Origin of the sequence: Streptomyces sp. NPDC101194 (assembly GCF_044767885.1) — a bacterium.
Classification (GTDB): domain Bacteria; phylum Actinomycetota; class Actinomycetes; order Streptomycetales; family Streptomycetaceae; genus Streptomyces.
Genome location: NZ_JBIWOS010000001.1, coordinates 938573 through 960033, shown reverse-complemented (window position 1 = coordinate 960033; position 21461 = coordinate 938573). Strand labels below are relative to the sequence as shown.

Below are 21461 nucleotides of genomic sequence, written 5' to 3'. Positions count from 1 at the left end.
CGGACCGGTCACCGGCGTCAGCTGCGCCAGACGTCGCCCGTCAGCGTCGCCCTGCCGGACGACGGCACGGTCGCGGTGCGGTTCGCCCCGCTCTCCCAGGTGACGTTGCCGCTCGCGTCCTTGCGGAGGTACTTGTACTCGAACGAGGTTCCCGCGGGCAGGTCCACATCGAGCTTCCAGACCGGGTACGTCGCCGGGTCGAGCTTCAGCGCGCTGCCGGTGTTCCAGTTGCCGAGGGCCGGCTGGTTGCCGGTGACGTAGATGTTCTGGCCCGGCTGTGTGGTGGCGTCGACGCCGAACGAGGCGCCGGAGGTGCCGGTACCGGGGTCCGTGGCGCCGCCGCCCGCGCAGGTACGGGCGTTCACCTGCAGCGCGACGGCCGTGTCGGCGCCGAGCGTCGCGGTGAACCGGCCCGAGCCGTCGACCGTGACGCCCTTGCCGGACTGAATGTCGCAGTAGTCACCGGCGGGCAGCGACGTCTGGAACGTCCGGGTCAGCGAGGAGCCCTCGTGGTTGATCGCGACATACGCCTTGGAGCCGCGGCCGAACGCGATCTGGTCGCCGCCGTTGTCCCACCAGTCGGTGACGGACTCGCCGCGGGCGGTGTTGCGGAAGCCGACCATGGAGGAGATCTCGCGCCAGGCGTGCTGGCACTTCCAGCCGTCGCTGTAACAGGCTTTCACCGTGCCGCCGTTGGGCGGACCGGCGTCCTTGTCGGACCACTCGTAGCCGGAGTGGACGTCGGGCGAGCCGTACGGCCAGGCCAGCATGAAGACGCCGGCGAGGGTGTACTTGGCGCCGTCCTTGTAGTTCAGCGTGTCGCCGCCGCGCTCGGTGTCGTGGTTGTCGACGAAGACCGCGGCCTTCGACGAGGGCATGAAGCCCCAGCCCTCGCCGAAGTTCTTCAGGTGGGCGAGGTTCTCGTTGTTGAAGACCTGCTTGAGGCTGCGGGCGTAGCGGAACTCCTGGACGTCCCCCGTGCCGGCGTACTCGTCGGGCGAAACGGCCTCGCCCGCGCCGTAGATCGCCTCCTGCTTCCAGTAGACGCCGGGGTTGCTCAGCCGCGACTTGATGTCGGCGAGGTCGGCCGCGGGCATGTGCTTGGCCGCGTCGATACGGAAGCCGTCGACGCCGAGGGAGAGCAGGTCGTCGAGGTATCCGGCGATCCTGCCCCGGACGTAGTCCTCACCGGTGTCCAGGTCCGCCAGGCCGACGAGTTCGCAGTTCTGGACGTTGGCCCGGTCCTGGTAGTTGCTGATCTGCGCCGTGCAGTCGTCCATGTCGGGCGCGGAGTACACACCCGGGTAGTTGTACTTGGTGTACGAGGATCCTCCGGTGCCGGTGCCCGATCCCGCCGTCATGTGGTTGATGACGGAGTCGGCGACGACCTTGACGCCCGCGCTGTGGCAGGTGCTGACCATGTTGGCGAAGGAGGTGCGGTCGCCGAGCCGTCCGGCGATCTTGTAGCTGACCGGCTGGTACGAGGTCCACCACTGGCTGCCCTGGATGTGTTCCTGGGGCGGTGAGACCTGTACGTAGCCGTAGCCGGCCGGGCCGAGGGAGTCCGTGCAGGCCTTGGCCACGGAGTCGAACTTCCACTCGAAAAGAACGGCGGTGACGTCCTTGTCGCCCGGCGCGGACGCCTGGGCGGTCGCGGTGGGGACCACGAGGACGGCGGCGACGCCTGCTGTCAGGGCGAGCGCCGCGGACAGTGGTCTGCGGGCCATGTTTCCTCCTGCTGTGGGGGAAATGCGGGTGACGGTGCAGCCTCACGTGGCAACGCGCCCTGCCCTCAAGGCTCCTGAAGGTTCTTGCTGCAAGAATGCAAACCTTGCCGCGCCGGTGACCGTACGGCGCCGCCCGCCCCGGGTCAACCCTTTGGACACCACCCGCTTACATCAATGAAATCCAGCAGTTTTCTTCCTGCAAGCACTTACGCAAAACATTGCAGCACTGTTAAATTTCTCCCGACTCCGGTCCGGTCGGCCGGGGGTTCCGGCGACTCCGGGGCCCCACGCGCCCGGCCGGCCGGGCCGGTCACGGACAAGAGAGGCACCCGGAGTCGCTCACTCCCCGCCGGCCCGTCCAGGGCCGACTCCCGGTGCCTCTCCTGTACGCCCGGATCCCGGACGCCCGGACACCCCCGGGCCGGGCCTCAGACGCCGCGGACCGCCGCGGTGGATCCCCGCACCACCAGCTCCGGCTGGAACACGTACTCCGTGCGCTGCACGGGGCTGCCGCCGATCTCCTCCAGCAGGGCGCTCACCGCGGCCGCCGCCATCGCCTGTACGGGCTGACGCACCGTCGTCAGCGGCGGATCGGTGAACGCGATCAGCTGCGAGTCGTCGAAGCCCACCACCGACACGTCGCGCGGCACGTCGAGCCCGCGCTCCCGCGCCGCACGCACCACGCCCAGCGCCATCAGGTCACTGCCGCAGACGATGCCCGTGCACCCCAGGTCGAGCAGCGCACCGGCCGCGACCTGGCCGCCCTCGACGCCGAACAGCGCGGAGCAGACCAGGAGTTCGGCCTCGGCCCGGTCCAGGCCCAGCAGGTTCACGGCGGCCTCGACGAAGCCCTCCCGCTTGCGACGGGACGGCACATAACGCTGTGGTCCGGCGGCCAGGCCGACCCTGCGGTGGCCGAGTTCGGCGAGGTGCCCGACGGCCATCCTGACGGCGGCGGAGTCGTCGGGTGAGACGAACGGGGCGCTGATCCGTTCGTTGTAGCCGTTGATCAGGACGAACGGTACGCCGCGTTCGGTGAGCGCGGCGTACCGTGCGGGGTCGGTCGACAGGTCGGCGTGCAGTCCGGAGAGGAAGACGATCCCGCCCACACCGCGTTCGACGAGCTGCTCGACGAGTTCGTCCTCGGTTGCGCCGCCGGGGGTCTGGGTGCAGAGCACCGGTGTGTAGCCGTGCCCGGCCAGTACCTGTTCGACGGACTGCGCGAAGGCCGGGAAGATCGGGTTGGTGAGTTCGGGCGTCACCAGTCCGATCAGCCCGGCACTGCGCTGCCGCAGCCGTACGGGGCGTTCGTAGCCGAGGATGTCCAGCGCCGCGAGCACCCGCTGACGCGTGGTGTCCGCGACGCCGGGCTTCCCGTTGAGCACCCGGCTGACGGTCGCCTCGCTGACCGCCGCCTGGCCGGCGATGTCCGAGAGTCTCGGCGCACCGCCGGTTCCAAGGCCCTTCTTCCGGAGGCTGCCGGGCTCGGCCCGATCCGGAAGAGAGGCCCTGGGCAGGGGGACCGTCACACCGTCCACCACACCGTGGTGTCCGCGGGCAGCTCGATCTCGGCGCCGTCGGTGACGACCGGGGTGCTGGACAGCAGGACGGTGCCGCGCACGGGGATGCGCACCGGGCGGGCCGTCGTGTTGACGGTGCAGACGAAGCCGGGGCGGGCGAAGATCAGCAGCCCCTCGGGGGCCTGGAGCCACTCCACCCCGGTCCCGGCGCCGAGCCCCGGGTGCTCCCGGCGGGCGGCGATCGCGGCCCGGTACAGCTCCAGCGTGGAACCGGCGTCGCCGGTCTGCGCCTCGACGCTCAGCTCGCCCCAGCCGTCGGGCTGAGGCAACCAGCTGCCGCCGCTGCCGAAGCCGTAGCTGCTGCCGTCACGGGTCCACGGGATCGGGACGCGGCATCCGTCACGGAACCCGTCCTGGCCCTCCGCGCGGAAGAACGACGGGTCCTGGCGGGCCTCGTCGGGCAGATCGGTGACATCGGGCAGGCCGAGCTCCTCGCCCTGGTAGACGTACGCCGAGCCGGGCAGCGCCAGCATCAGCAGGGTGGCGGCGCGGGCGCGACGCAGGCCCAGCTCACGATCGCCGGCGCTACGGATCTGGGTGCCGAGGCCGGGCGGGTTGGCGAACCGGGTGGTGTGCCGGGTCACGTCGTGGTTGGACAGCACCCAGGTGGTGGGGGCGCCGACCGGTCGCATGGCGTCGAGCGAGCTGTCGATGACCTTGCGCAGCTCGGCGGCGTCCCAGGCGGTGGACAGGTACTGGAAGTTGAACGCCTGATGCATCTCGTCGGGGCGCACGTAGTTGGCGGTGCGCTCGACGGTCGGGGTCCAGGCCTCGGCGACGAGGATGCGCCCGCCCGTCGCCCACCACCGCCCCTCCGACGAAGGCCCTTCGGGCCCCTTCTTCGCGGGGTACTCGTCGAGGATGGTGCGCCAGGAGCGGTAGATCTCGTGGACCCCGTCCTGGTCGAAGAACGGCATGACGTCGTTGCCGAGCAGCTTGAGCTGGTCGTGGGTGCCGAGGTCGGGCAGGCCCTCGGCCTTGACCAGGCCATGGGCGACATCGACCCGGAAGCCGTCGACGCCCATGTCGAGCCAGAAGCGCAGGATCGAGCGGAACTCGTCGGCGACGGCCGGATGTTCCCAGTTGAAGTCGGGCTGCTCGGGCGCGAACAGGTGGAGGTACCACTCGCCCGGGGTGCCGTCCGGGTCCGTGGTCCGCGTCCAGGCGGGGCCGCCGAAGATGGACTCCCAGTCGTTGGGCGGGAGTTCGCCGTCCGCACCCTTGCCGGGGCGGAAGTGGTAGCGCTCGCGCAGTGCGGAGCCGGGGCCCTCGGCGAGGGCGCGCTTGAACCACTCGTGCTGGTCGGAGGAGTGGTTGGGCACCAGGTCCACGATGATCCGCAGGCCCAGGTCGTGGGCGTCCCGGATCAGCGCGTCGGCGTCCAGCAGCGTGCCGAACATGGGGTCGATGGCACGGTAGTCGGCGACGTCGTAGCCCGCGTCGGCCTGCGGGGACGCGTAGAACGGGCTGAGCCAGACCGCGTCCACGCCGAGGTCCTTGAGGTGCTGGAGTCTGCCGCGTACGCCTGCGAGATCGCCCATGCCGTCGCCGTTGCCGTCGGCGAAGCTCCGTGGATAGACCTGGTAGATCACCGCGTCCTGCCACCAGCCGGTCTGGTGGGCCGGAGCGTCGGCGGACGTGCCGGTGGAGGGGGCAGCGAGGTGCTGGGTCATGTCGTCCCTGGGGTGTCTGGGGTGGGGGGCGTCGCCGGACCGGGATACCGGCGACGCCGTGACTTGGTGCGTGCGGGTCGTACGGGGCGGGCCGCGTCAGCCCTTGACGGCTCCGGCGGACATGCCGGTGACCAGATGGCGCTGGGCGAAGAGGAAGACCAGGGCCGCGGGTATCGCGATCAGCACGGACGCGGCGGTCATCACGCCCCACTGGGCCCCGTACCGGTTGACGAAGAGCTGCAGTCCGCCCGCGAGGGTGAGGTTGTCCTCGCCGACCATGAAGGCGGAGGCGTACGCCACTTCGCCCCACGCGGTGATGAAGGAGTAGAACGCGGTGACGGCGAGGCCCGGCTTGGCGAGCGGCAGGATGAGCCGCCAGAACGTGCCGAACGGGGTGAGGCCGTCGACCTCGCCCGACTCGTCGATCTCGCGCGGGATGGTGTCGAAGAAGCCCTTCATCATCCAGGCGCAGAACGGCACCGAGATGGTGAGGTAGGTGATGACGAGGCCGGCCGGCTGATTGAGCAGCCCCATGCCCGCCATGATGTTGTAGATCGGCACGATGAGGACGGCCACCGGGAACATCTGGGTGACCAGGAGCGTCCACATCAGCCCGCGCTTGCCCGGGAAGCGGAAGCGGCTGACGGCGTAGCCGGTGGAGGCGGAGACGACGACGCCGAGCAGCGTGGTGAGCCCCGCGACGAGCAGGGAGTTGCCGAACCAGGTGAGGAACTTCGTGTTCTGGATCAGGTTCGTGTAGTTCTCGAACGTCGTCTCTTTGAAGAAGTCCGTGGTGGTCGCGTAGGCGGCGGGCTTCAGCGAGGTGAGCAGGACCCACAGCACGGGGAAGACGGCGATCACGGACGCCACGATGAGCGTGAGGTGCAGCCCGATGGAGGCGATCGGCGAACGCTCGCCGCGCGGCCGGACCTTGCGCGCGGCGCTCCCGGCGGAGGCGGCCGGGGCGGTGGTTGCGGGGGCGGTGGTCACCAGTCGTCTCCCTGGGTGCGCAGGACTCGCCGGTAGACGGCGGCGAAGATCAGCAGGAGTACGAGGATCAGTACGCCCCAGGTGGAGGACTGCGCGAAGTCGCGCGGGCTGATCTCGAAGGAGAACTTGTACGCCTGGGTGACCAGGATCTGGGTGGCCTCACCGGGTCCGCCGCGGGTCAGCAGGTAGATCACCGGGAACATGTTGAAGGTCCAGATGGTGGAGAGCAGGATCACCGTGGTGGAGACCGGCCGCAGTCCGGGCAGCGTGATGTGGCGGAACCGCTGCCAGGCGGTGGCGCCGTCCATCTCGGCGGCCTCGTAGTGCTCGCTGGGGATCGACTGCAGTCCGCCGAGCAGGGCGACCATCATGAACGGCACACCGAGCCAGACGTTGACGGCGACGACGGAGAACTTCGCCCAGGTGGGGTCGTTCAGCCACGGTATGCCGTCGATCCCGCCGCCGGAGAGGATCTTGTTGAGCAGCCCGCGGTCCTCGTTGTAGAGGAACTGCCAGGCGAAGACGGAGACGAAGCCGGGGATGGCCCAGGGCAGGATGAGCGCCATCCGGTATGCGGAGCGTCCGGCGATCTTGCGGTTGAGGATGTTGGCGAGGGCCATGCCGAGGGAGAAGGTGATGGCCACGCAGGAGACCGTCCACACCAGGGTCCAGCCGAGCGTGCCGAGGAACTGGTCGCCCGTGAGCGCCTCGGTGTAGTTGTCCAGGCCCACGAACTTGTACGTGGCGGGCATGTGGTTGACACCGATGGACCGGGCGACGTTGCGCTCGTTGGCGTCGGTCATCGACAGGTAGATGCCGCGGACCAGCGGATAGCCGATGATCACGCCGATCACGACGACGACCGGGGCGACCATGGTCCACGCGTACCAGTGGGTCGACAGGGCCCGCCGGAGCCTGCCGGGCGGCGGGGGGTTGCCAGTACCGCGGCTCCGGCCGCGGGCGACGTCGTCGCCCGCGGCCTTCGCCACCGACTGGCTGGTGTGGACAGCCATCAGCCGGCCTGCCTTCCTGTTACTTCCAGCCCTTGAGGAGCTTGCGGTAGGAGTCGCCGGTCGTCTTGACGGCCTTCTCCGGCGTGGCCTGGCCGGTGAGGACCTTGGTGTACTCGGTGACGAGCGGCGCGAAGAGGCTGCCGGTCTCCGGGATCCAGGGGCGCTCGACGGCGGTCTCGACGACGGGCTTGAAGAAGCCGACGATCTCGTTGTCGACGACGTCCTGCTTGGCGTAGGCGGAGGTACGGGTCGGCAGGAGGCTCAGCTCCTTGGTGACCTGGGCCTGGGTGTCCGCGGACGTCATGTAGTCGACGAACGCGTAGGAGGCGTCGAGGTTCTTGGAGCCGGCGTAGACGGCCAGGTTGTGACCGCCCTGCGGGGCGCCCTGCGCGGCGGAGCCGGCCGGGACCGGGGCGATGCCCAGGTTGGCCTTGTCCTTGAACTCCTTGCCGGCGTAGGTGTCGGCGACGGCCCACGGGCCGTTGATGATCATGGCGACCTTGCCGTCCTTGAAGGACGCCTGCATGTTCTCCCAGCCGTCCGTGGCGTCGGTCTTGGCCGCACCGGAGTCGACGAGGTCCTTGACGACCTTCATCGCCTTGACACCCTCGGGGTTGTCGATGGTGACGGACTTGGTGGAGGCGTCGACCATGTTGCCGCCCTCGCCGTACAGGAAGGAGAGGAACCAGTACGCGTCGTCGCCGCGCAGGTACATACCGGTCTTGCCGGTCTTGTCCTTGATCTTCTTGGAGACGGTCTTCAGCTCGTCGACGGTCTTGGGGACCTCGACGCCGGCCTCCTTGAAGATCTTCTTGTTGTAGAAGATGCCCATGGAGTCGATGACCTGCGGCACGGCGTACGTCTTGCCGTTGTACTTCGTGGACGCGGCGGCCTGCTTCAGGAAGTCGTCCGGCTTCTGCAGCGCGGTGGTGCCGTCGAGCGGGGCCAGGTAGCCGAGGTCGGCGAACTCGGGGGTCCAGGCGACCTCGGAGCGGATGACGTCGGGGGCGTCGGAGCCGGCCTGGGCGGCGTTCTTGAACTTGTTCTGCGCGTCGCCGAAGGGCACGTTGACGTACTTGACGTGGACCTTCGGGTGCTGCTTGGTGAAGTCCTCGGCGATCTTCTTGAAGACCTTGTCCTCGCTGCCCACGGTGGAGGTGTCCCACCAGGTCACCGTGCCGGAGAGCTCGCCCGAGCCCTTGCTCGTGCCGTCGGTGCTGTCGTCGCTGCCGCAGGCGGTCGCCGCGAGCGCCAGGGCCGCGACCAGGGCGGTGGCCGTTATGCCACGTCGCATCTGAACTCCTTCAACTGCCGTACCGCTCCGTCGCGGCGCCGGGTCGACGTGAACGTAACAAGGATGAAAGAACGCCGAAAGAGTTTGCGGAAGATTTCTGCAAGCTTCGACGATCGTTACATTCGCGTGTCCTCACGGTTGCCGTCAACCCCCTTGACGGGAGCCGTCCACCCCTGACAGCGGCAGGCCACAGCCCGCGAACCCGTAGTACGACGATCCGACCGCAGTCGGCAATCCGGGCCCGCAAGGCTTTGCAAGAAGTTGCCGCGGCGCCCTCCCGGACCAGCGGTCGGTTGCGGCCGCCCGATTCCTGCGGATGGTGGGCAATCCGACATACGCCCGGTACAGTCCACTTCCATGACCGCACGGCTTGCCGATATCGCAACTCAGGCGGGGGTCAGCGAAGCGACGGTCAGCCGCGTACTGAACGGCAAGCCCGGTGTTGCAGCGGCCACCCGCGAATCCGTTCTCGCCGCACTCGACGTTCTCGGCTACGAACGGCCGGTACGGCTGCGCAGGCGCAGCGCGGGGCTGGTCGGGCTGATCACGCCCGAGCTGGAGAACCCCATCTTCCCGGCACTGGCCCAGGTCATCGGCCAGGCGCTGACCCGGCAGGGCTACACCCCGGTGCTGGCCACCCAGACCCCCGGCGGCTCCACCGAGGACGAGCTGACCGAGATGCTGGTCGACCGCGGCGTCTCGGGCATCATCTTCGTCTCCGGGCTGCACGCCGACACCTCGGCCGATATGCAGCGCTACGAGCAACTGCGCGCCCAGGGCGTCCCGTTCGTCCTGGTCAACGGCTTCTCCCCCAAGGTGCAGGCGCCGTTCATCTCACCGGACGACCGGGCCGCCATGCGGCTCGCGGTGACGCATCTGGTGTCGCTGGGCCATCAGCGGATCGGTCTGGCGGTCGGGCCCAAGCGGTTCGTGCCGGTCCTGCGCAAGATGGAGGGCTTCCGTTCCACCATGCAGGAGCAGTTGGACCTCGCTCCGGACGCGGTGGAGGAGCTGATCCAGCACTCGCTGTTCACTCTGGAGGGTGGTCAGGCGGCCGCGTCGGCGCTGATGGAGCGGGGCTGCACGGCGGTGGTGTGCGCGAGCGACATGATGGCGCTGGGCGCGATCAGGGCCGCCCGGCGGCTGTCGCTGGAGGTGCCGCGCGATCTGTCGGTGGTCGGCTTCGACGACTCGCCGCTCATAGCCTTCACCGATCCGCCGCTGACCACGATCCGTCAGCCGGTGACGGCGATGGGCCAGGCCGCCGTCCGCACCCTCCTGGAGGAGATCGGCGGGACACCCGCTCCGCACAGCGAGTTCGTCTTCATGCCCGAGCTGGTCGTTCGCGGTTCGACGGCCGCGGGCCCCGGGCCCGCTCCGACCGCCGCGGCCGGAACCGTTCCAGGATCGCACGCCCGCTCCTAGCCCGCGGTCCCGGCGCGGACTCCCCGGTTCCGGCGGTCAGATGTGCGGCCCTTTCCCGAGCGGCAGATGATCCGGCGGGAGGAACATTTCTGGCAGACTCTGTGCCTATGGGTGAATTGAGCGCGACGTCACAGGAAGGCCGGCCGGAGGCCACCCCGTCACCCATCGTGGACGAGGCGGCCCCCGCGGCTGACGCGCAGCAGAACGCCGGGCGGCGCTCCAGCGGTCTGGCGGGACTGCGTTCTCCGCGGTCCCCCCGTCGACCGCGCATCTGGTTCGAAATCCTGCTCCTCGCGGCCAGTTACTGGGTGTACTCGCTGGTGCGCAACGCCGTCCCGGAGCAGAGGGCCGAGGCCCTGCGCAACGCCGACCGGATCTGGTCCGTCGAGACCCATCTGGGCATCGCCGTGGAACAGGCCGTCAACCACGCGGTGAATTCCGTGACATGGCTGATCGTGTCGATGAACTACTACTACGCGACGCTGCACTTCGTCGTCACCGTCTGCGTGCTGGTGTGGCTGTTCCACCGCCACCCCGGCCGCTACGCGGCGGCCCGGCTGGCCCTGTTCGCGACCACGGCCGTGGCGTTGCTCGGTTACTACCTGTTCCCACTGGCACCGCCCCGCCTGATGGACGGCGGCCGATTCATCGACACCGTCCTGGTCCATCACACCTGGGGTTCGATGGCCTCGGGCAACTTCAAGACCATGTCGAACCAGTACGCGGCCATGCCCTCGATGCACATCGGCTGGTCGCTCTGGTGCGGCCTGACCGTCTTCGCTCTGGTCTCCGCCCCCTGGGCCCGCGTGCTGGGCCTGCTCTACCCGGCGGTCACTCTGCTCGTGATCGTGTCGACGGCCAACCACTTCTGGCTGGACGCAGTGGGCGGCATGACGTGTCTGGCCTTCGGTTACGCCGTCGCCTACGCCTGGCACGGCTCGCTGCCGCACCATCTCCCGAAACGGGTGCCGTCGACACGGGGGAGACTGCGGCCGGTCGGGCTGTCCACGGGCACGCCGGTCCGGACGCCGTGCCCGACGGCGGACGCGACGGCACGCCGCTGAGCGCACCGGTCGGCCCGCCGAGGAAGGCCGCGGGCACCAGCGGGACGAGCACGACGTTCACACCGGTCGAGGCCCCGGAGAACAGATCGGGCACGGGCGCGCGCTGCTGGACGAGGCCGCGTCGAGCCCCTGCCCCGACCGAGGGCCCCGCGCACTCCGCCCTCACGCTCCGTAGAAGCGCTCCTCCACCACCGCCCGCGCCCGTCGCGTGATCCGCCGGTAGTCGTCCAACATGTCCCCGACATGTCCCGGCTCGTACCCCAGGTACCGCCCCACCGCGGTGAGCTCACGTGGTCCGGACGGAAACGTGTCGCCCGGCCGCCCCCGTACCAGCATCACCGCGTTGCGCACGCGCGTCGCCAGCACCCAGGCCTCGTCCAGCGTCTGCGCGTCCTCGACCGGGATCAGCTCCGCCGCGCACGCCGCGGCCAGCGCCTCGCGGGTGCGTGTCGTCCGCAGCCCCGGTTCCACCCAGCCGTGCTGCATCTGCATCAGCTGGACCGTCCACTCGACGTCGCTCAGCCCGCCGCGCCCCAGCTTGGTGTGGAGCGTCGGGTCCGCGCCGCGCGGCATCCGTTCGGACTCCATCCGGGCCTTCAGACGGCGGATCTCGCGGATCGCGTCCTCCCCGAGGCCCTCCATCGGGTAGCGCAGCGGATCGATCAACTCGATGAAGCCACGGCCCAGTTCCTCGTCGCCCGCCACCGGTTCGGCGCGCAGCAGCGCCTGGCTCTCCCAGACCAGCGACCAGCGCCGGTAGTAGGCCTCGTACGAACGCAGCGTACGCACCAGGGGCCCGTTCCTGCCCTCCGGCCGCAGATCCGCGTCGATGATCAACGGCGGGTCGGCGGTGGGCAGTTGCAGCAGTCTCCGCACCTCGGCGACCACCGCGTTCGCGGCCTGCGCCGCCTCGTGCTCGTCCACGCCCTCGCGCGGTGAGTGGACGAACAGCACATCGGCGTCGGAGCCGTACCCGAGCTCGTGCCCGCCGAATCGGCCCATGCCGATGACGGCGAACCGAGTGGGCAGGGTGTCCCCCCACCGTTCGCGCACGGCGGCGCGCAGGGCGCCCGCGATCGTGACGGCGTTCAGATCGGTGACGGCACTGCCGACCCGGTCGACGAGGGCCCCGGGATCCTCCTCGGCGGGTCTCTCCTCCGTGCCGTAGGAGCCGATGAGGTCCGCGGCCGTGGTCCGGAACAGCTCCCGACGCCGCACCCCGCGCACCACGGCCACGGCGGTTTCGGCATCCTCCGCCCGCCCCACCGCGGCCAGCACCTCCTGCTCCAGGTGTTCCCGGCTGCGCGGCTTCAGCCCCTGCGGATCGCCGAGGAGGGCCACCGCCTCGGGGGCGCGCAGCAACAGGTCGGGGGCGAGCCGGCCGGCCGACAGCACCCGGGCGAGATTCTCGGCGGCGGCGCCCTCGTCCCGCAGCAGCCGCAGGTACCAGGGGGTCTTGCCGAGCGCGTCGGACACCTTGCGGAAGCCCAGCAGTCCGGCATCCGGGTCGGCGGAGTCCGCGAACCAGCCGAGCAGCACGGGCAGCAGGGTGCGCTGGATGGCGGCCTTGCGGGAGACCCCGGACGACAGCGCCTCCAGGTGCCGCAGCGCGGCGGCCGGGTCGGCGTATCCGAGGGCTTCGAGCCGGTGCCCGGCCGCCTCCGCGCTGAGCCGGGTCTCGCCGGGCGCGAGCTGGGCGACGGCGTCGAGCAGCGGCCGGTAGAACAGCTTCTCGTGCAGCCGCCGCACCACCGAGGCGTGCCGCTTCCATGCCTGGTTGAGCTCGGTGATCGGGTCCGTACGCATCCCCAGGGAGCGCCCGAGCCGTCGCAGGTCCCGCTCGTCCTCCGGGACCAGATGGGTACGGCGCAGCCGGTAGAGCTGGATCCGGTGCTCCATGGCGCGCAGGAAGCGGTATGCGTCGTCCAGTTGCGTGGCGTCCACGCGTCCCACGTAGCCGCCCGCGGCGAGTGCCCGAAGCGCCCCCAGGGTGGAGCCGCTGCGCAGCGTGGCGTCGCTGCGGCCGTGCACCAACTGGAGCAGCTGTACGGCGAATTCGACGTCCCGCAGCCCGCCGGGTCCGAGCTTGATCTCGCGGTCGACGCGGTCGGCGGGGATGTTGTCGACGACGCGCCGGCGCATCTTCTGCACGTCGGCGACGAAGTTCTCGCGGTCCGCGGCCTGCCATACGAGCGGCGAGACGGCCTCGACGTACTCCGCGCCCAGTTCGGGATCGCCTGCCACCGGCCGGGCCTTGAGGAGCGCCTGGAACTCCCAGGTCTTGGCCCAGCGCTGGTAGTACGCGAGATGCGAGGACAGCGTCCGGACGAGGGGCCCGTTGCGGCCCTCGGGGCGGAGGTTGGCGTCGACGGGCCAGATGGTGCCCTCGACGGTCGTGTCGGAGCAGATCCGCATCATGTGTGCGGCCAGCCGGGTGGCGGCCTGGACGGCCGCGCTCTCCTCGACGCCGTCGGCCGGTTCCGCGACGAAGATGACGTCGACGTCGGAGACGTAGTTCAGCTCGTGTCCGCCACACTTGCCCATCGCGATGACGGCGAGCCGGCACAGGGCGGCGTCGCCGGGTGCTGCCGTTCGGGCGATGGCGAGCGCCGCCCGCAGGGTCGCCGTGGCCAGATCGGCCAGTTCGGCGGCGGCCTCGGCGACGTCCGTCGTACCGCACACGTCGCGGGCCGCTATGGCCAGCAGGCACCGGCGATAGGCGACGCGCAGCGAGTCGGGGTCGTCGGCTCCGGCGAGCTCCTGCTCGAATTCGTGCACCCCGGGGTGCAGGTCGGTGGCCTCGTAGGTGACGAGCGCGTGCCAGTCGCGGGGGTGGCGGGCCAGATGGTCGCCGAGCGCCTCGGACGCCCCGAGCACTCCCAGCAGCCGGTCCCGCAGCGGTTTCGCGGTGACGAGGGTGTCCAGCAGGATCTGCCGCTCGTCCGGCTCCTCCGACTCCACCAGCCGGACGACCCCGTGCAGCGCCAGATCCGGGTCCGCGGTGGCACCGAGGGCGTCGAGCAGCACCGGATCGGAGCGTACGGACGACAGCACGGGCAGATCGAGGAGGCGCTCGGCGGCGGAGGGGTCGGTGAAACCGTGCCGCAGCAGTCGGGTGAACGTACTGCTCCTGCGTCCCGGCACCGTCGTCATTCCGCGCTCTCCTGCTCGCCGCCCACACACCGTCCAGCGCTCCGAGCCTAAGGGCTGTCCCGCAGTCCTTGGCGGGCACCCGACGACAGCCGCGGCACCTCGCCGCGTTGCCGGAACATCCGGACACATCCAGTATGCGGACCTCCCTCCGCCTTCCGATGCACCGCATCCGACGCCGCGCGCCGGTCCACCAGGGATCACGGGTCAGCCTCCTGGTCCCGCGCCGATGAATTCGGAGCGCGTGCACGGTCCACACTTCGCAGGCAGGATCGCTTCGAGGACCCCGACCGGGAGGCCCGTATGTCCGAACTCGAACCCATCGCCGAACTGGACACCCGCTACAGCCACGAGAGTGCGACGGCCTGCCCGTGGTCGACGGCTCAGGAGCTGCTGACCGGAGCGGAGACGTACTGGCTGAGCACGGTCCGGCCGGACGGCCGCCCGCATGTCACCCCCCTGATCGGGGTGTGGTCCGGGCACGCGCTGTACTTCAGCACGGGTGCGTCCGAACGCAAGGGCAGGAATCTGGCAGCCAATCCGGAAGTGGTGCTGACCACCGGCGAGAACAGCCTGTCGCGGGGGTTCGACGTGGTGGTCGAGGGCCGCGCGGAGCGGGTGACGGACGAGGACCGGCTGAACCGGCTGGCCGCGGCCTGGGAGTCGAAGTACGGCCCTCAGTGGCACTTCGACGTCCAGGACGGCACGTTCCGGCACGCGGGCCATGTGGCGCTGGTGTTCGAGGTGTCGCCGCGTACGGTCTTCGGCTTCGGCAAGCACCCGTTCAGCCAGACGCGGTGGCGCTTCAGCTGAGCTGCGGGGCCTCGTGGAGGACGCCCGTGTCCTCCCGGGCCCCGTCGCGGGCGTCGGGCGGTGCGCTCTCAGCCACCGGAAGGGGCGACGGGGCCCGGCCGCGTCGCGATGACGACGGTGGCGTACAGCTCGTCGGAGGTGACCACACGCGGGATCAGACCGCTGCGGGCGACGGTCTCCTCGGCCCGTGCCGCCTGCCGCTCGCTCGTCTCGACCAGCAGATGCCCGCCCGGCGCCAGCCACCGCGGCGCCTCGGCGCTGACCCGCCGGAGGACGTCGAGGCCGTCCGCGCCCCCGTCGAGTGCGACCCGCGGCTCGTGGATACGGGCCTCCGGGGGAAGCAGTTCGACATCGTCCGTCGGTACGTACGGCACATTGGCGAGCAGGATCTCCACCCGGCCGCGCAACGAGCCGGGAAGCGGATCGAAGAGGTCGCCCTCGTAGACCCGGCCCGCACCGTCGATGTTCCGTCGGGCGCACCGTACGGCCGCGGGTTCGACATCTGCGGCGTGCAGTTCGATCCGGTCCCACGTCGCGGCGAGCGCGGCGCCGAGGGCTCCGGAACCGCAGCAGAGATCGACGACGACCGCCCCCGGCCCGGCGAGGGCGACGGCCTGGCCCACCAGGAACTCGGTGCGGCGGCGGGGTACGAAGACACCGGGGTCCACGGCGATCCGCAGACCACCGAACTCGGCCCAGCCGAGGACGTGTTCCAGGGGAAGACCGGCGACCCGCCGTTCGACCATGGCCGCGATCCCGGCGGGGTCGGCGGCCGTGGAGACGATCAACTCCGCCTCGTCCTCGGCGAATACGCAGCCGGCGGCGCGGAGAGTGGTGACGATGGAGGAAACGGTGAGCGGTGAAGCGGAAACCGACATGAAGCGCAGCCTTTCGGGAAGCCGATGGGCGCTCCGCGGTCGATTACGTCGGGTCGACCGCGCGGTCGTGCGGGATGAGCACCCAGCCTGATACAGCGGTAATGGGGCTCACCTCCTTGGTCGGTCCCCGTGTTCGGGAGGGGTCACACTACCTCAGCCGCGGCGCCGGTGGAGGTCACCTCGCACGAAGCGGCCGTCCCGGGCTCGTCCTTGGCGTGTGCGGCGCACAGGGCTGTGCCCCGCGCCGTCAGGACGCGGGGCACAGTACGGGAGCCGGCCGGGCAGGACCGACCACGGGTCCACGCGGATCAGCCGCGGATCGGTGCGGACCTGTCTACAGGTCGACGCTGTCACGCAGCTTCGTCGGCGTCAGGAACAGCGCGGCGATCACACCGATCACCGCGATGCCCGCCGAGATCAGGAAGATGGTGCCGGTCGCGTCACCGTACGCAGCACGCACCACCTCCTGGATCTGCGGCGGCATCGCATCCATGTTCAGCGTGGAGCCGCCGCCCGAGGACGAGACCGCCGGGTCGACGCCGAGCTTCGCGAGACCGTGGGTGATCTTCGTGGCGACCTGGTTGGCGAGCACCGCCCCCAGCACCGAGACTCCGATCGTGCCGCCGAGCGAGCGGAAGAAGGTGATCGCGCCACTGGCCGCGCCGAGTTCGCCGAGCGGGACGGTGTTCTGCAGCACCAGGACCAGGTTCTGCATCGACATGCCGACACCGATGCCGACCGCGAGCATGCCGACCGAGACGAGGACCAGTGAGGTCTCGTGGTCGATGGTGGACAGGCCCAGGAAGCCCAGGGTGAGAACGACGACGCCGGTGATGATGTACGGCTTCACCTTGCCGGTCCTGGAGACCAGACGTCCGGCCACGGTGGAGGAGACCAGCACGCCGAGCATCAGCGGAATGGTGAGGAGTCCGGCCTCGGTCGGTGAGTAGCCGCGACCGATCTGGAAGTACTGACCGAGGAAGACCGCGCCACCGAACATCGCCATGCCGACCGCGAGGCTCGCGACGATGGCGAGCGCGGGGTCGCGGCGGCGTACGACGTGGAGCGGGACGACGGGCTCCTTGACCCGGCTCTCGACCACGACCGCCGCGATCAGGATCAGGGCACTGGCGCCGACCATGACGACGGTCTGCCAGGACAGCCAGTCGAAGTCGTTGCCGACGAAGGTGACCCAGAGCAGCAGGAGGCTGACGCCGCCGGCGATGAGCGAGGCGCCCAGGTAGTCGACCTTCGCCTCCGGGCGGCGCACCTCGGAGAGATGCAGGGTGCGCGTGAGCATCACGAAGGCGATCAGCGTGAACGGTACGGCGATGAAGAAGCACCAGCGCCAGCCGAGCCACGAGGTGTCGGTGATGAAGCCGCCCAGGAGCGGTCCGCCGACGGTGGCGACGGCCATGACGCCGCCCAGGTAGCCGTTGTAACGGCCGCGTTCCTTGGGGCTGATCATCGCGGCGATGATCACTTGGACGAGCACCTGGAGCGCGCCCATGCCGAGCCCCTGCACGGCGCGGAAGGCGATCAACTGCCCGGTGGACTGGGCGAATCCGCAGGCGATCGACGCGAGAACGAAGATGCCGATGGATATCTGGAGCAGCAGCTTCTTGCTGAACAGGTCGGCGAGCTTGCCCCAGATCGGGGTGGAGGCCGTGGAGGCCAGCAGGGTCGCGGTGACGACCCAGGTGTACTGCGACTGGGTGCCGTTCAGCGAGCCGATGATCTTCGGCAGCGCCACCGAGACCACCGTGCTGCTGATCATGGCCACGAACAGCACGATCAGCAGCCCGCTCAGCGCCCGCAGCACATGACGGTGATCCATCGGCGCGACTTCGGTCGGCGCGGCCGTGTGTGCGCTCACGCGCAACCTCCGGAAGGTTCGAACAGGGGAAGGAGAGACTTCACCATACATGCCCACTGAGCAATTTTGCCCACTGTGCAATTATGCCCACCGGGGCGATACTGAACCCATGGAGAGCTCTGTGGGACTGCGGGAACGCAAGAAGGAAGCCACGAGGCAGGCCGTGCACGAGGCGACGCTGCGGCTGACCGTCGAGCACGGCTTCGACCACGTCACGGTGGAGGCCGTCGCAGACGCGGCCGGAATCTCCCGCAGAACGTTCTCCAACTACTTCACGGGCAAGGAGGACGCTCTCCTGTACGGCGAGGAGCAGCAGATCAGGGCCCTCGTCCAGACTGTGCGCGACCGCCCCGCCGAGGAGAGCGCGTGGACCGCGCTGCGGGCAGCCATGACACAGTTCGCCGAACGGGTCGCACCGCCGGAGCGCGAGTGGGCCCTGCGGACCAGGCTGGCGATGCGGCACCCCTCACTGCTCGCCCGGCAACTGGCCAACCACGCGACCCTGGAAAGGGACTTGGCCGATGCCATGGCGGTGCGCCGGGGCCCGACGGAGAAGGCGGTCCGCCCCCCGGTCCTGGCCGCGGCGTTCCTGTCCTCGCTGCGGATCGCCATGCGCATGTGGATCGAGGAGGACCTGGCCCGGGAGCCCGCCGAGGTGATCGACGAGATCCTGAACGAGATGGGCTGCCGCTTCGACTGAGCGAGAAGGGGCGCGGGTACGGGTCCGCGGCGCGGGGTCGGCCCTCGCCTCGGGTGCGAGCACGCCCCGCACCGAGCGGCCGCGGACAGCACGCACGAGGACGCCGCTGGGACACCGGGCGGCCCAGGACGTCCCGGGGCGGGTGAAACAGCTTCGGGCCGACGGCATGGCACCGTCGGCCCGAAGCCGCTCGCTTTCGAACCGCGCCTACAGCACCGGCAGCAGGGCCTTCAGCTCGAAGGCCGTGACCTCGCTGCGGTACTCCTCCCACTCCTGCTTCTTGTTGCGCAGGAAGAAGTCGAAGACGTGCTCGCCGAGCGTCTCGGCGACCAGTTCGCTCTTCTCCATCAGCGAGATCGCCTCGCCCAGGTTCTGCGGCAGGGGCTCGATGCCCATCGCACGGCGCTCCGCGTCGGACAGCGCCCAGACGTCGTCGTCGGCACCGGCCGGGAGTTCGTAGCCCTCCTCTATGCCCTTGAGGCCCGCGGCGAGCAGCACCGCGTAGGTCAGATAGGGGTTGGCGCCGGAGTCGATGGAGCGGACCTCGACGCGGGCCGAACCGGTCTTGCCGGGCTTGTACATGGGGACGCGGATGAGGGCGGAGCGGTTGTTGTGGCCCCAGCAGATGTACGAGGGGGCCTCGCCACCGGCGCCCGCGGCGCGGGAGGAGCCGCCCCAGATGCGCTTGTAGGAGTTGACCCACTGGTTGGTCACGGCGGAGATCTCCGCGGCGTGGGTGAGCAGGCCGGCGATGAAGGAGCGGCCGACCTTGGACAGCTGGTACTCGGCGCCCGACTCGTAGAAGGCGTTGCGGTCGCCCTCGAAGAGGGAGAGGTGGGTGTGCATGCCCGAGCCGGGGTACTCGGAGAACGGCTTCGGCATGAACGTCGCCTGCACCCCCTGCTCCAGCGCGACCTGCTTCATCACCAGGCGGAAGGTCATGATGTTGTCGGCGGTGGAGAGCGCGTCCGCGTACCGCAGGTCGATCTCCTGCTGGCCGGGGGCGCCCTCGTGATGGCTGAACTCGACCGAGATGCCCATGGATTCGAGCATGGTGATCGCCTGGCGGCGGAAGTCCATGCCGACGTTCTGCGGGGTGTGGTCGAAGTAGCCGGAGCTGTCGGCGGGGGTGGGGCGGCTGCCGTCCACCGGCTTGTCCTTCAGCAGGAAGAACTCGATCTCCGGGTGGGTGTAGAAGGTGAAGCCCAGGTCGGAGGTCTTGGCCAGGATGCGCTTGAGGACGTAGCGGGGGTCGGCGAAGGACGGCGAGCCGTCGGGCATCAGGATGTCGCAGAACATCCGGGCCGTACCGGGGGCCTCCGCGCGCCACGGCAGGATCTGGAACGTCCCCGGGTCCGGCTTGGCGATCATGTCGGACTCGTACACCCGGGCGAAGCCCTCGATGGCCGAGCCGTCGAAGCCGATGCCCTCGTCAAACGCCTGTTCCAGTTCGGCGGGGGCCACGGCAACGGATTTGAGGTAGCCGAGGACATCGGTGAACCACAGCCGTACGAAGCGGATGTCGCGCTCCTCAAGCGTTCTGAGGACGAATTCCTGCTGCTTGTCCATAGCTACATCCTTGCAGTTCAGACGGTCCGTGCACCACCGCCCGGGGTAGGGGAGGAACTCCAGTATCACGACCCGGGATTTCACCCAGATTACGCACACGACGTGAGATGGAGCACCCGGCCACCCACTACGATCGGCGCCCATGGTGCGCACGGGGTGGAGCGGCTTCGCGATCGCCCGGTGCACGCCGGTTCTCCCGACCGATTCCTGTCACCCCCCGCCCCTTCGCAGAAGGACCCGACGCCATGAGCTTCGACCGCAGGACCCCTATGGAGCCGATGCACAACGCCGCCCGTGCCCGCGAGCGCCGCAACCGTGTCCTGGCCATAAGCCTGAGCGTCCTCGTCGTCGTGGGGCTGGTCGGCTTCGGCTCGTACATGGTGCTGGACAAGTCCGAGGCGTCGGAGAAGAAGCAGGACGTCCGGGCCGAGGACGCCAAGGCGCCCGCGACGGATCAGCAGAAGCCGGCCGACGGGCCGATCGAGGGCCTGAAGACGTGGGACGCCAAGAAGCTGACCCGCAACCACGTCACGACGCCGGTCACGTACCCGATGAAGCCCCCGGTCGGCGGTGACCACAACCCCGTATGGATGAACTGCGACGGCGAGGTCTACCGGAAGGCGATCCCCGACGTGAACGCCGTGCACTCGCTGGAGCACGGCTCGGTGTGGGTGACGTACACCGACAAGGCCTCCGACGCCGATGTGGCGAAGCTCGCCGAGCGGGTCGGCCGGACGCCGTACTCGCTGATGAGCCCGTACAAGGACCAGGCCGGGACGATCATGCTGAGTGCCTGGGGCAATCAGCTGACGGTGGACGGCGCCGACGATCCGCGGGTCGGCCGGTTCTTCGCCGCGTTCGTGCAGGGGCCGCAGACCCCCGAGCCCGGCGCGGCGTGCACGGGCGGGCTGGGGACCCCGTGACCGCTGTACGGCGTGGCCGGCGCGTCGAGTGGGTGGCGGGCTCCGGCGTCGGGCTCGCGCTGTTGTTCGCGGGGGTGGCGACGGTCGCCTCGGCGCGGGACGGCGGTGCCCACCATGCCGCCGCCCCCGCCCCGCGCACGCCCGCGGTGGACTCGGCGGACGCCGGTTTCGCCCGCGACATGGCGGTCCACCATCAGCAGGCCGTGGAGATGTCCTTCCTCGTGCGTGACCGCACGCGTGACGAGGAGGTGCGCCGCCTCGCGTACGACATCGCCAATACGCAGGCCAACCAGCGGGGCATGCTGCTCGGCTGGCTGGACCTGTGGGAACTGCCCAAGGCGGCCGCCGGTCAGGAGCCGATGGCCTGGATGGCGGCCGGCGGGCACGAGGGACACGCCATGGACGGCATGGACGGCACGGCGGGGACGGGGGGCCCGGGGACCGGGTACCGGGCGCACGACGGCTCCCTCATGCCCGGCATGGCCACCCGGGCCGAGCTGGACCGGCTCCGGAGGGCGAGCGGCAGGGGCGCCGAGGTCCTGTATCTCCAGCTGATGACCGACCACCACAAGGGCGGCATCGACATGGCTCGCGGCTGCGCCCGGCTGTGCACGGTGAAGGTGGAGAAGCGCCTGGCCCAGGGGATGGCCGACGCCCAGCAGTCCGAGCTGGACACGATGGCGCGGATGCTGACGGCACGAGGGGCGAAGCCCCGGTCCTGAAGGATTCCCTCCGAGCCGCAGATACACCCGAACGGGTGATAGCGGTCGCGTACGCCGAACGGGG

16 protein-coding genes are annotated in these 21461 nt (G+C 69.9%); 6 read left to right on the top strand and 10 right to left on the bottom strand.

Features of this window, described 5'->3' with window-relative positions:
• Positions 1 to 17: 17 nt before the first annotated feature.
• The 6 genes from ACIRP2_RS04215 to ACIRP2_RS04190 all read right to left on the bottom strand — a co-directional run bounded on the left by ACIRP2_RS04215 (position 18) and on the right by ACIRP2_RS04190 (position 8277).
• Complete coding sequence (locus tag ACIRP2_RS04215) at positions 18 to 1727, bottom strand: carbohydrate-binding module family 20 domain-containing protein (protein WP_404246348.1); 1710 nt, start codon at positions 1725 to 1727, stop codon at positions 18 to 20.
• Positions 1728 to 2155: 428 nt separating this feature from the next.
• Positions 2156 to 3268 carry a LacI family DNA-binding transcriptional regulator gene (locus tag ACIRP2_RS04210; protein ID WP_404246346.1) on the bottom strand — a complete coding sequence of 371 codons (1113 nt, stop codon included), beginning with the start codon at positions 3266 to 3268 and terminating at the stop codon, positions 2156 to 2158.
• Positions 3253 to 4980 carry a glycoside hydrolase family 13 protein gene (locus ACIRP2_RS04205; RefSeq protein WP_404246344.1) on the bottom strand — a complete coding sequence of 576 codons (1728 nt, stop codon included), beginning with the start codon at positions 4978 to 4980 and terminating at the stop codon, positions 3253 to 3255. The genes ACIRP2_RS04210 and ACIRP2_RS04205 overlap by 16 nt, the downstream gene beginning before the upstream one ends.
• Positions 4981 to 5076: 96 nt before the next feature.
• Positions 5077 to 5970 (bottom strand): sugar ABC transporter permease, encoded by an 894-nt coding sequence (locus tag ACIRP2_RS04200; protein ID WP_404246342.1) that lies wholly within the window; start codon positions 5968 to 5970, stop codon positions 5077 to 5079.
• The gene (locus ACIRP2_RS04195; RefSeq protein WP_404246340.1) at positions 5967 to 6983 is read right to left on the bottom strand and encodes a carbohydrate ABC transporter permease; all 1017 of its coding nucleotides are present in this window, start codon (positions 6981 to 6983) and stop codon (positions 5967 to 5969) included. Before ACIRP2_RS04195 ends, ACIRP2_RS04200 begins: the two co-directional genes overlap by 4 nt.
• A gap of 19 nt (positions 6984 to 7002) precedes the next feature.
• Positions 7003 to 8277 carry an extracellular solute-binding protein gene (locus ACIRP2_RS04190; protein WP_404246338.1) on the bottom strand — a complete coding sequence of 425 codons (1275 nt, stop codon included), beginning with the start codon at positions 8275 to 8277 and terminating at the stop codon, positions 7003 to 7005.
• Between the two features lie 357 nt (positions 8278 to 8634).
• Between ACIRP2_RS04190 and ACIRP2_RS04185 the strand changes: the two genes are divergently transcribed.
• Together ACIRP2_RS04185 and ACIRP2_RS04180 are read left to right on the top strand one after the other, a co-directional pair.
• Positions 8635 to 9702, top strand: a complete 1068-nt coding sequence (locus tag ACIRP2_RS04185; RefSeq protein ID WP_404246336.1) for a LacI family DNA-binding transcriptional regulator — start codon at positions 8635 to 8637, stop codon at positions 9700 to 9702.
• A 107-nt stretch (positions 9703 to 9809) separates the two neighbouring features.
• Complete coding sequence (locus ACIRP2_RS04180; RefSeq protein WP_404246334.1) at positions 9810 to 10766, top strand: phosphatase PAP2 family protein; 957 nt, start codon at positions 9810 to 9812, stop codon at positions 10764 to 10766.
• Between the two features lie 162 nt (positions 10767 to 10928).
• Here the strand turns inward: ACIRP2_RS04180 and ACIRP2_RS04175 are convergent, their stop codons facing one another.
• Positions 10929 to 13919: a bifunctional [glutamine synthetase] adenylyltransferase/[glutamine synthetase]-adenylyl-L-tyrosine phosphorylase gene (locus ACIRP2_RS04175; RefSeq protein ID WP_404246332.1), complete on the bottom strand. Its 2991-nt coding sequence runs from the start codon at positions 13917 to 13919 to the stop codon at positions 10929 to 10931.
• Positions 13920 to 14219: 300 nt separating this feature from the next.
• On the opposite strand from ACIRP2_RS04175, the gene ACIRP2_RS04170 reads away from it, so the two are divergent.
• On the top strand, positions 14220 to 14729 hold the full coding sequence (locus ACIRP2_RS04170; RefSeq protein WP_404246330.1) for a pyridoxamine 5'-phosphate oxidase family protein: 510 nt from the start codon (positions 14220 to 14222) through the stop codon (positions 14727 to 14729).
• A 68-nt stretch (positions 14730 to 14797) separates the two neighbouring features.
• Here the strand turns inward: ACIRP2_RS04170 and ACIRP2_RS04165 are convergent, their stop codons facing one another.
• Positions 14798 to 15607: a putative protein N(5)-glutamine methyltransferase gene (locus tag ACIRP2_RS04165; RefSeq protein ID WP_404246328.1), complete on the bottom strand. Its 810-nt coding sequence runs from the start codon at positions 15605 to 15607 to the stop codon at positions 14798 to 14800.
• Between the two features lie 334 nt (positions 15608 to 15941).
• The gene (locus tag ACIRP2_RS04160) at positions 15942 to 17444 is read right to left on the bottom strand and encodes an MDR family MFS transporter (RefSeq protein ID WP_404247167.1); all 1503 of its coding nucleotides are present in this window, start codon (positions 17442 to 17444) and stop codon (positions 15942 to 15944) included.
• 148 nt (positions 17445 to 17592) lie between these two features.
• Between ACIRP2_RS04160 and ACIRP2_RS04155 the strand changes: the two genes are divergently transcribed.
• Positions 17593 to 18183 carry a TetR family transcriptional regulator gene (locus tag ACIRP2_RS04155; RefSeq protein ID WP_404246326.1) on the top strand — a complete coding sequence of 197 codons (591 nt, stop codon included), beginning with the start codon at positions 17593 to 17595 and terminating at the stop codon, positions 18181 to 18183.
• 207 nt (positions 18184 to 18390) lie between these two features.
• Here ACIRP2_RS04155 and glnA read toward each other — a convergent pair whose 3' ends face one another.
• On the bottom strand, positions 18391 to 19752 hold the full coding sequence (gene glnA / locus ACIRP2_RS04150; protein WP_093897617.1) for a type I glutamate--ammonia ligase: 1362 nt from the start codon (positions 19750 to 19752) through the stop codon (positions 18391 to 18393).
• A gap of 245 nt (positions 19753 to 19997) precedes the next feature.
• Between glnA and ACIRP2_RS04145 the strand changes: the two genes are divergently transcribed.
• Both ACIRP2_RS04145 and ACIRP2_RS04140 read left to right on the top strand, forming a co-directional pair.
• The gene (locus ACIRP2_RS04145) at positions 19998 to 20675 is read left to right on the top strand and encodes a DUF3105 domain-containing protein (RefSeq protein WP_404246323.1); all 678 of its coding nucleotides are present in this window, start codon (positions 19998 to 20000) and stop codon (positions 20673 to 20675) included.
• Positions 20672 to 21397 (top strand): DUF305 domain-containing protein, encoded by a 726-nt coding sequence (locus ACIRP2_RS04140; protein WP_404246320.1) that lies wholly within the window; start codon positions 20672 to 20674, stop codon positions 21395 to 21397. The genes ACIRP2_RS04145 and ACIRP2_RS04140 overlap by 4 nt, the downstream gene beginning before the upstream one ends.
• Positions 21398 to 21461: the final 64 nt, after the last annotated feature.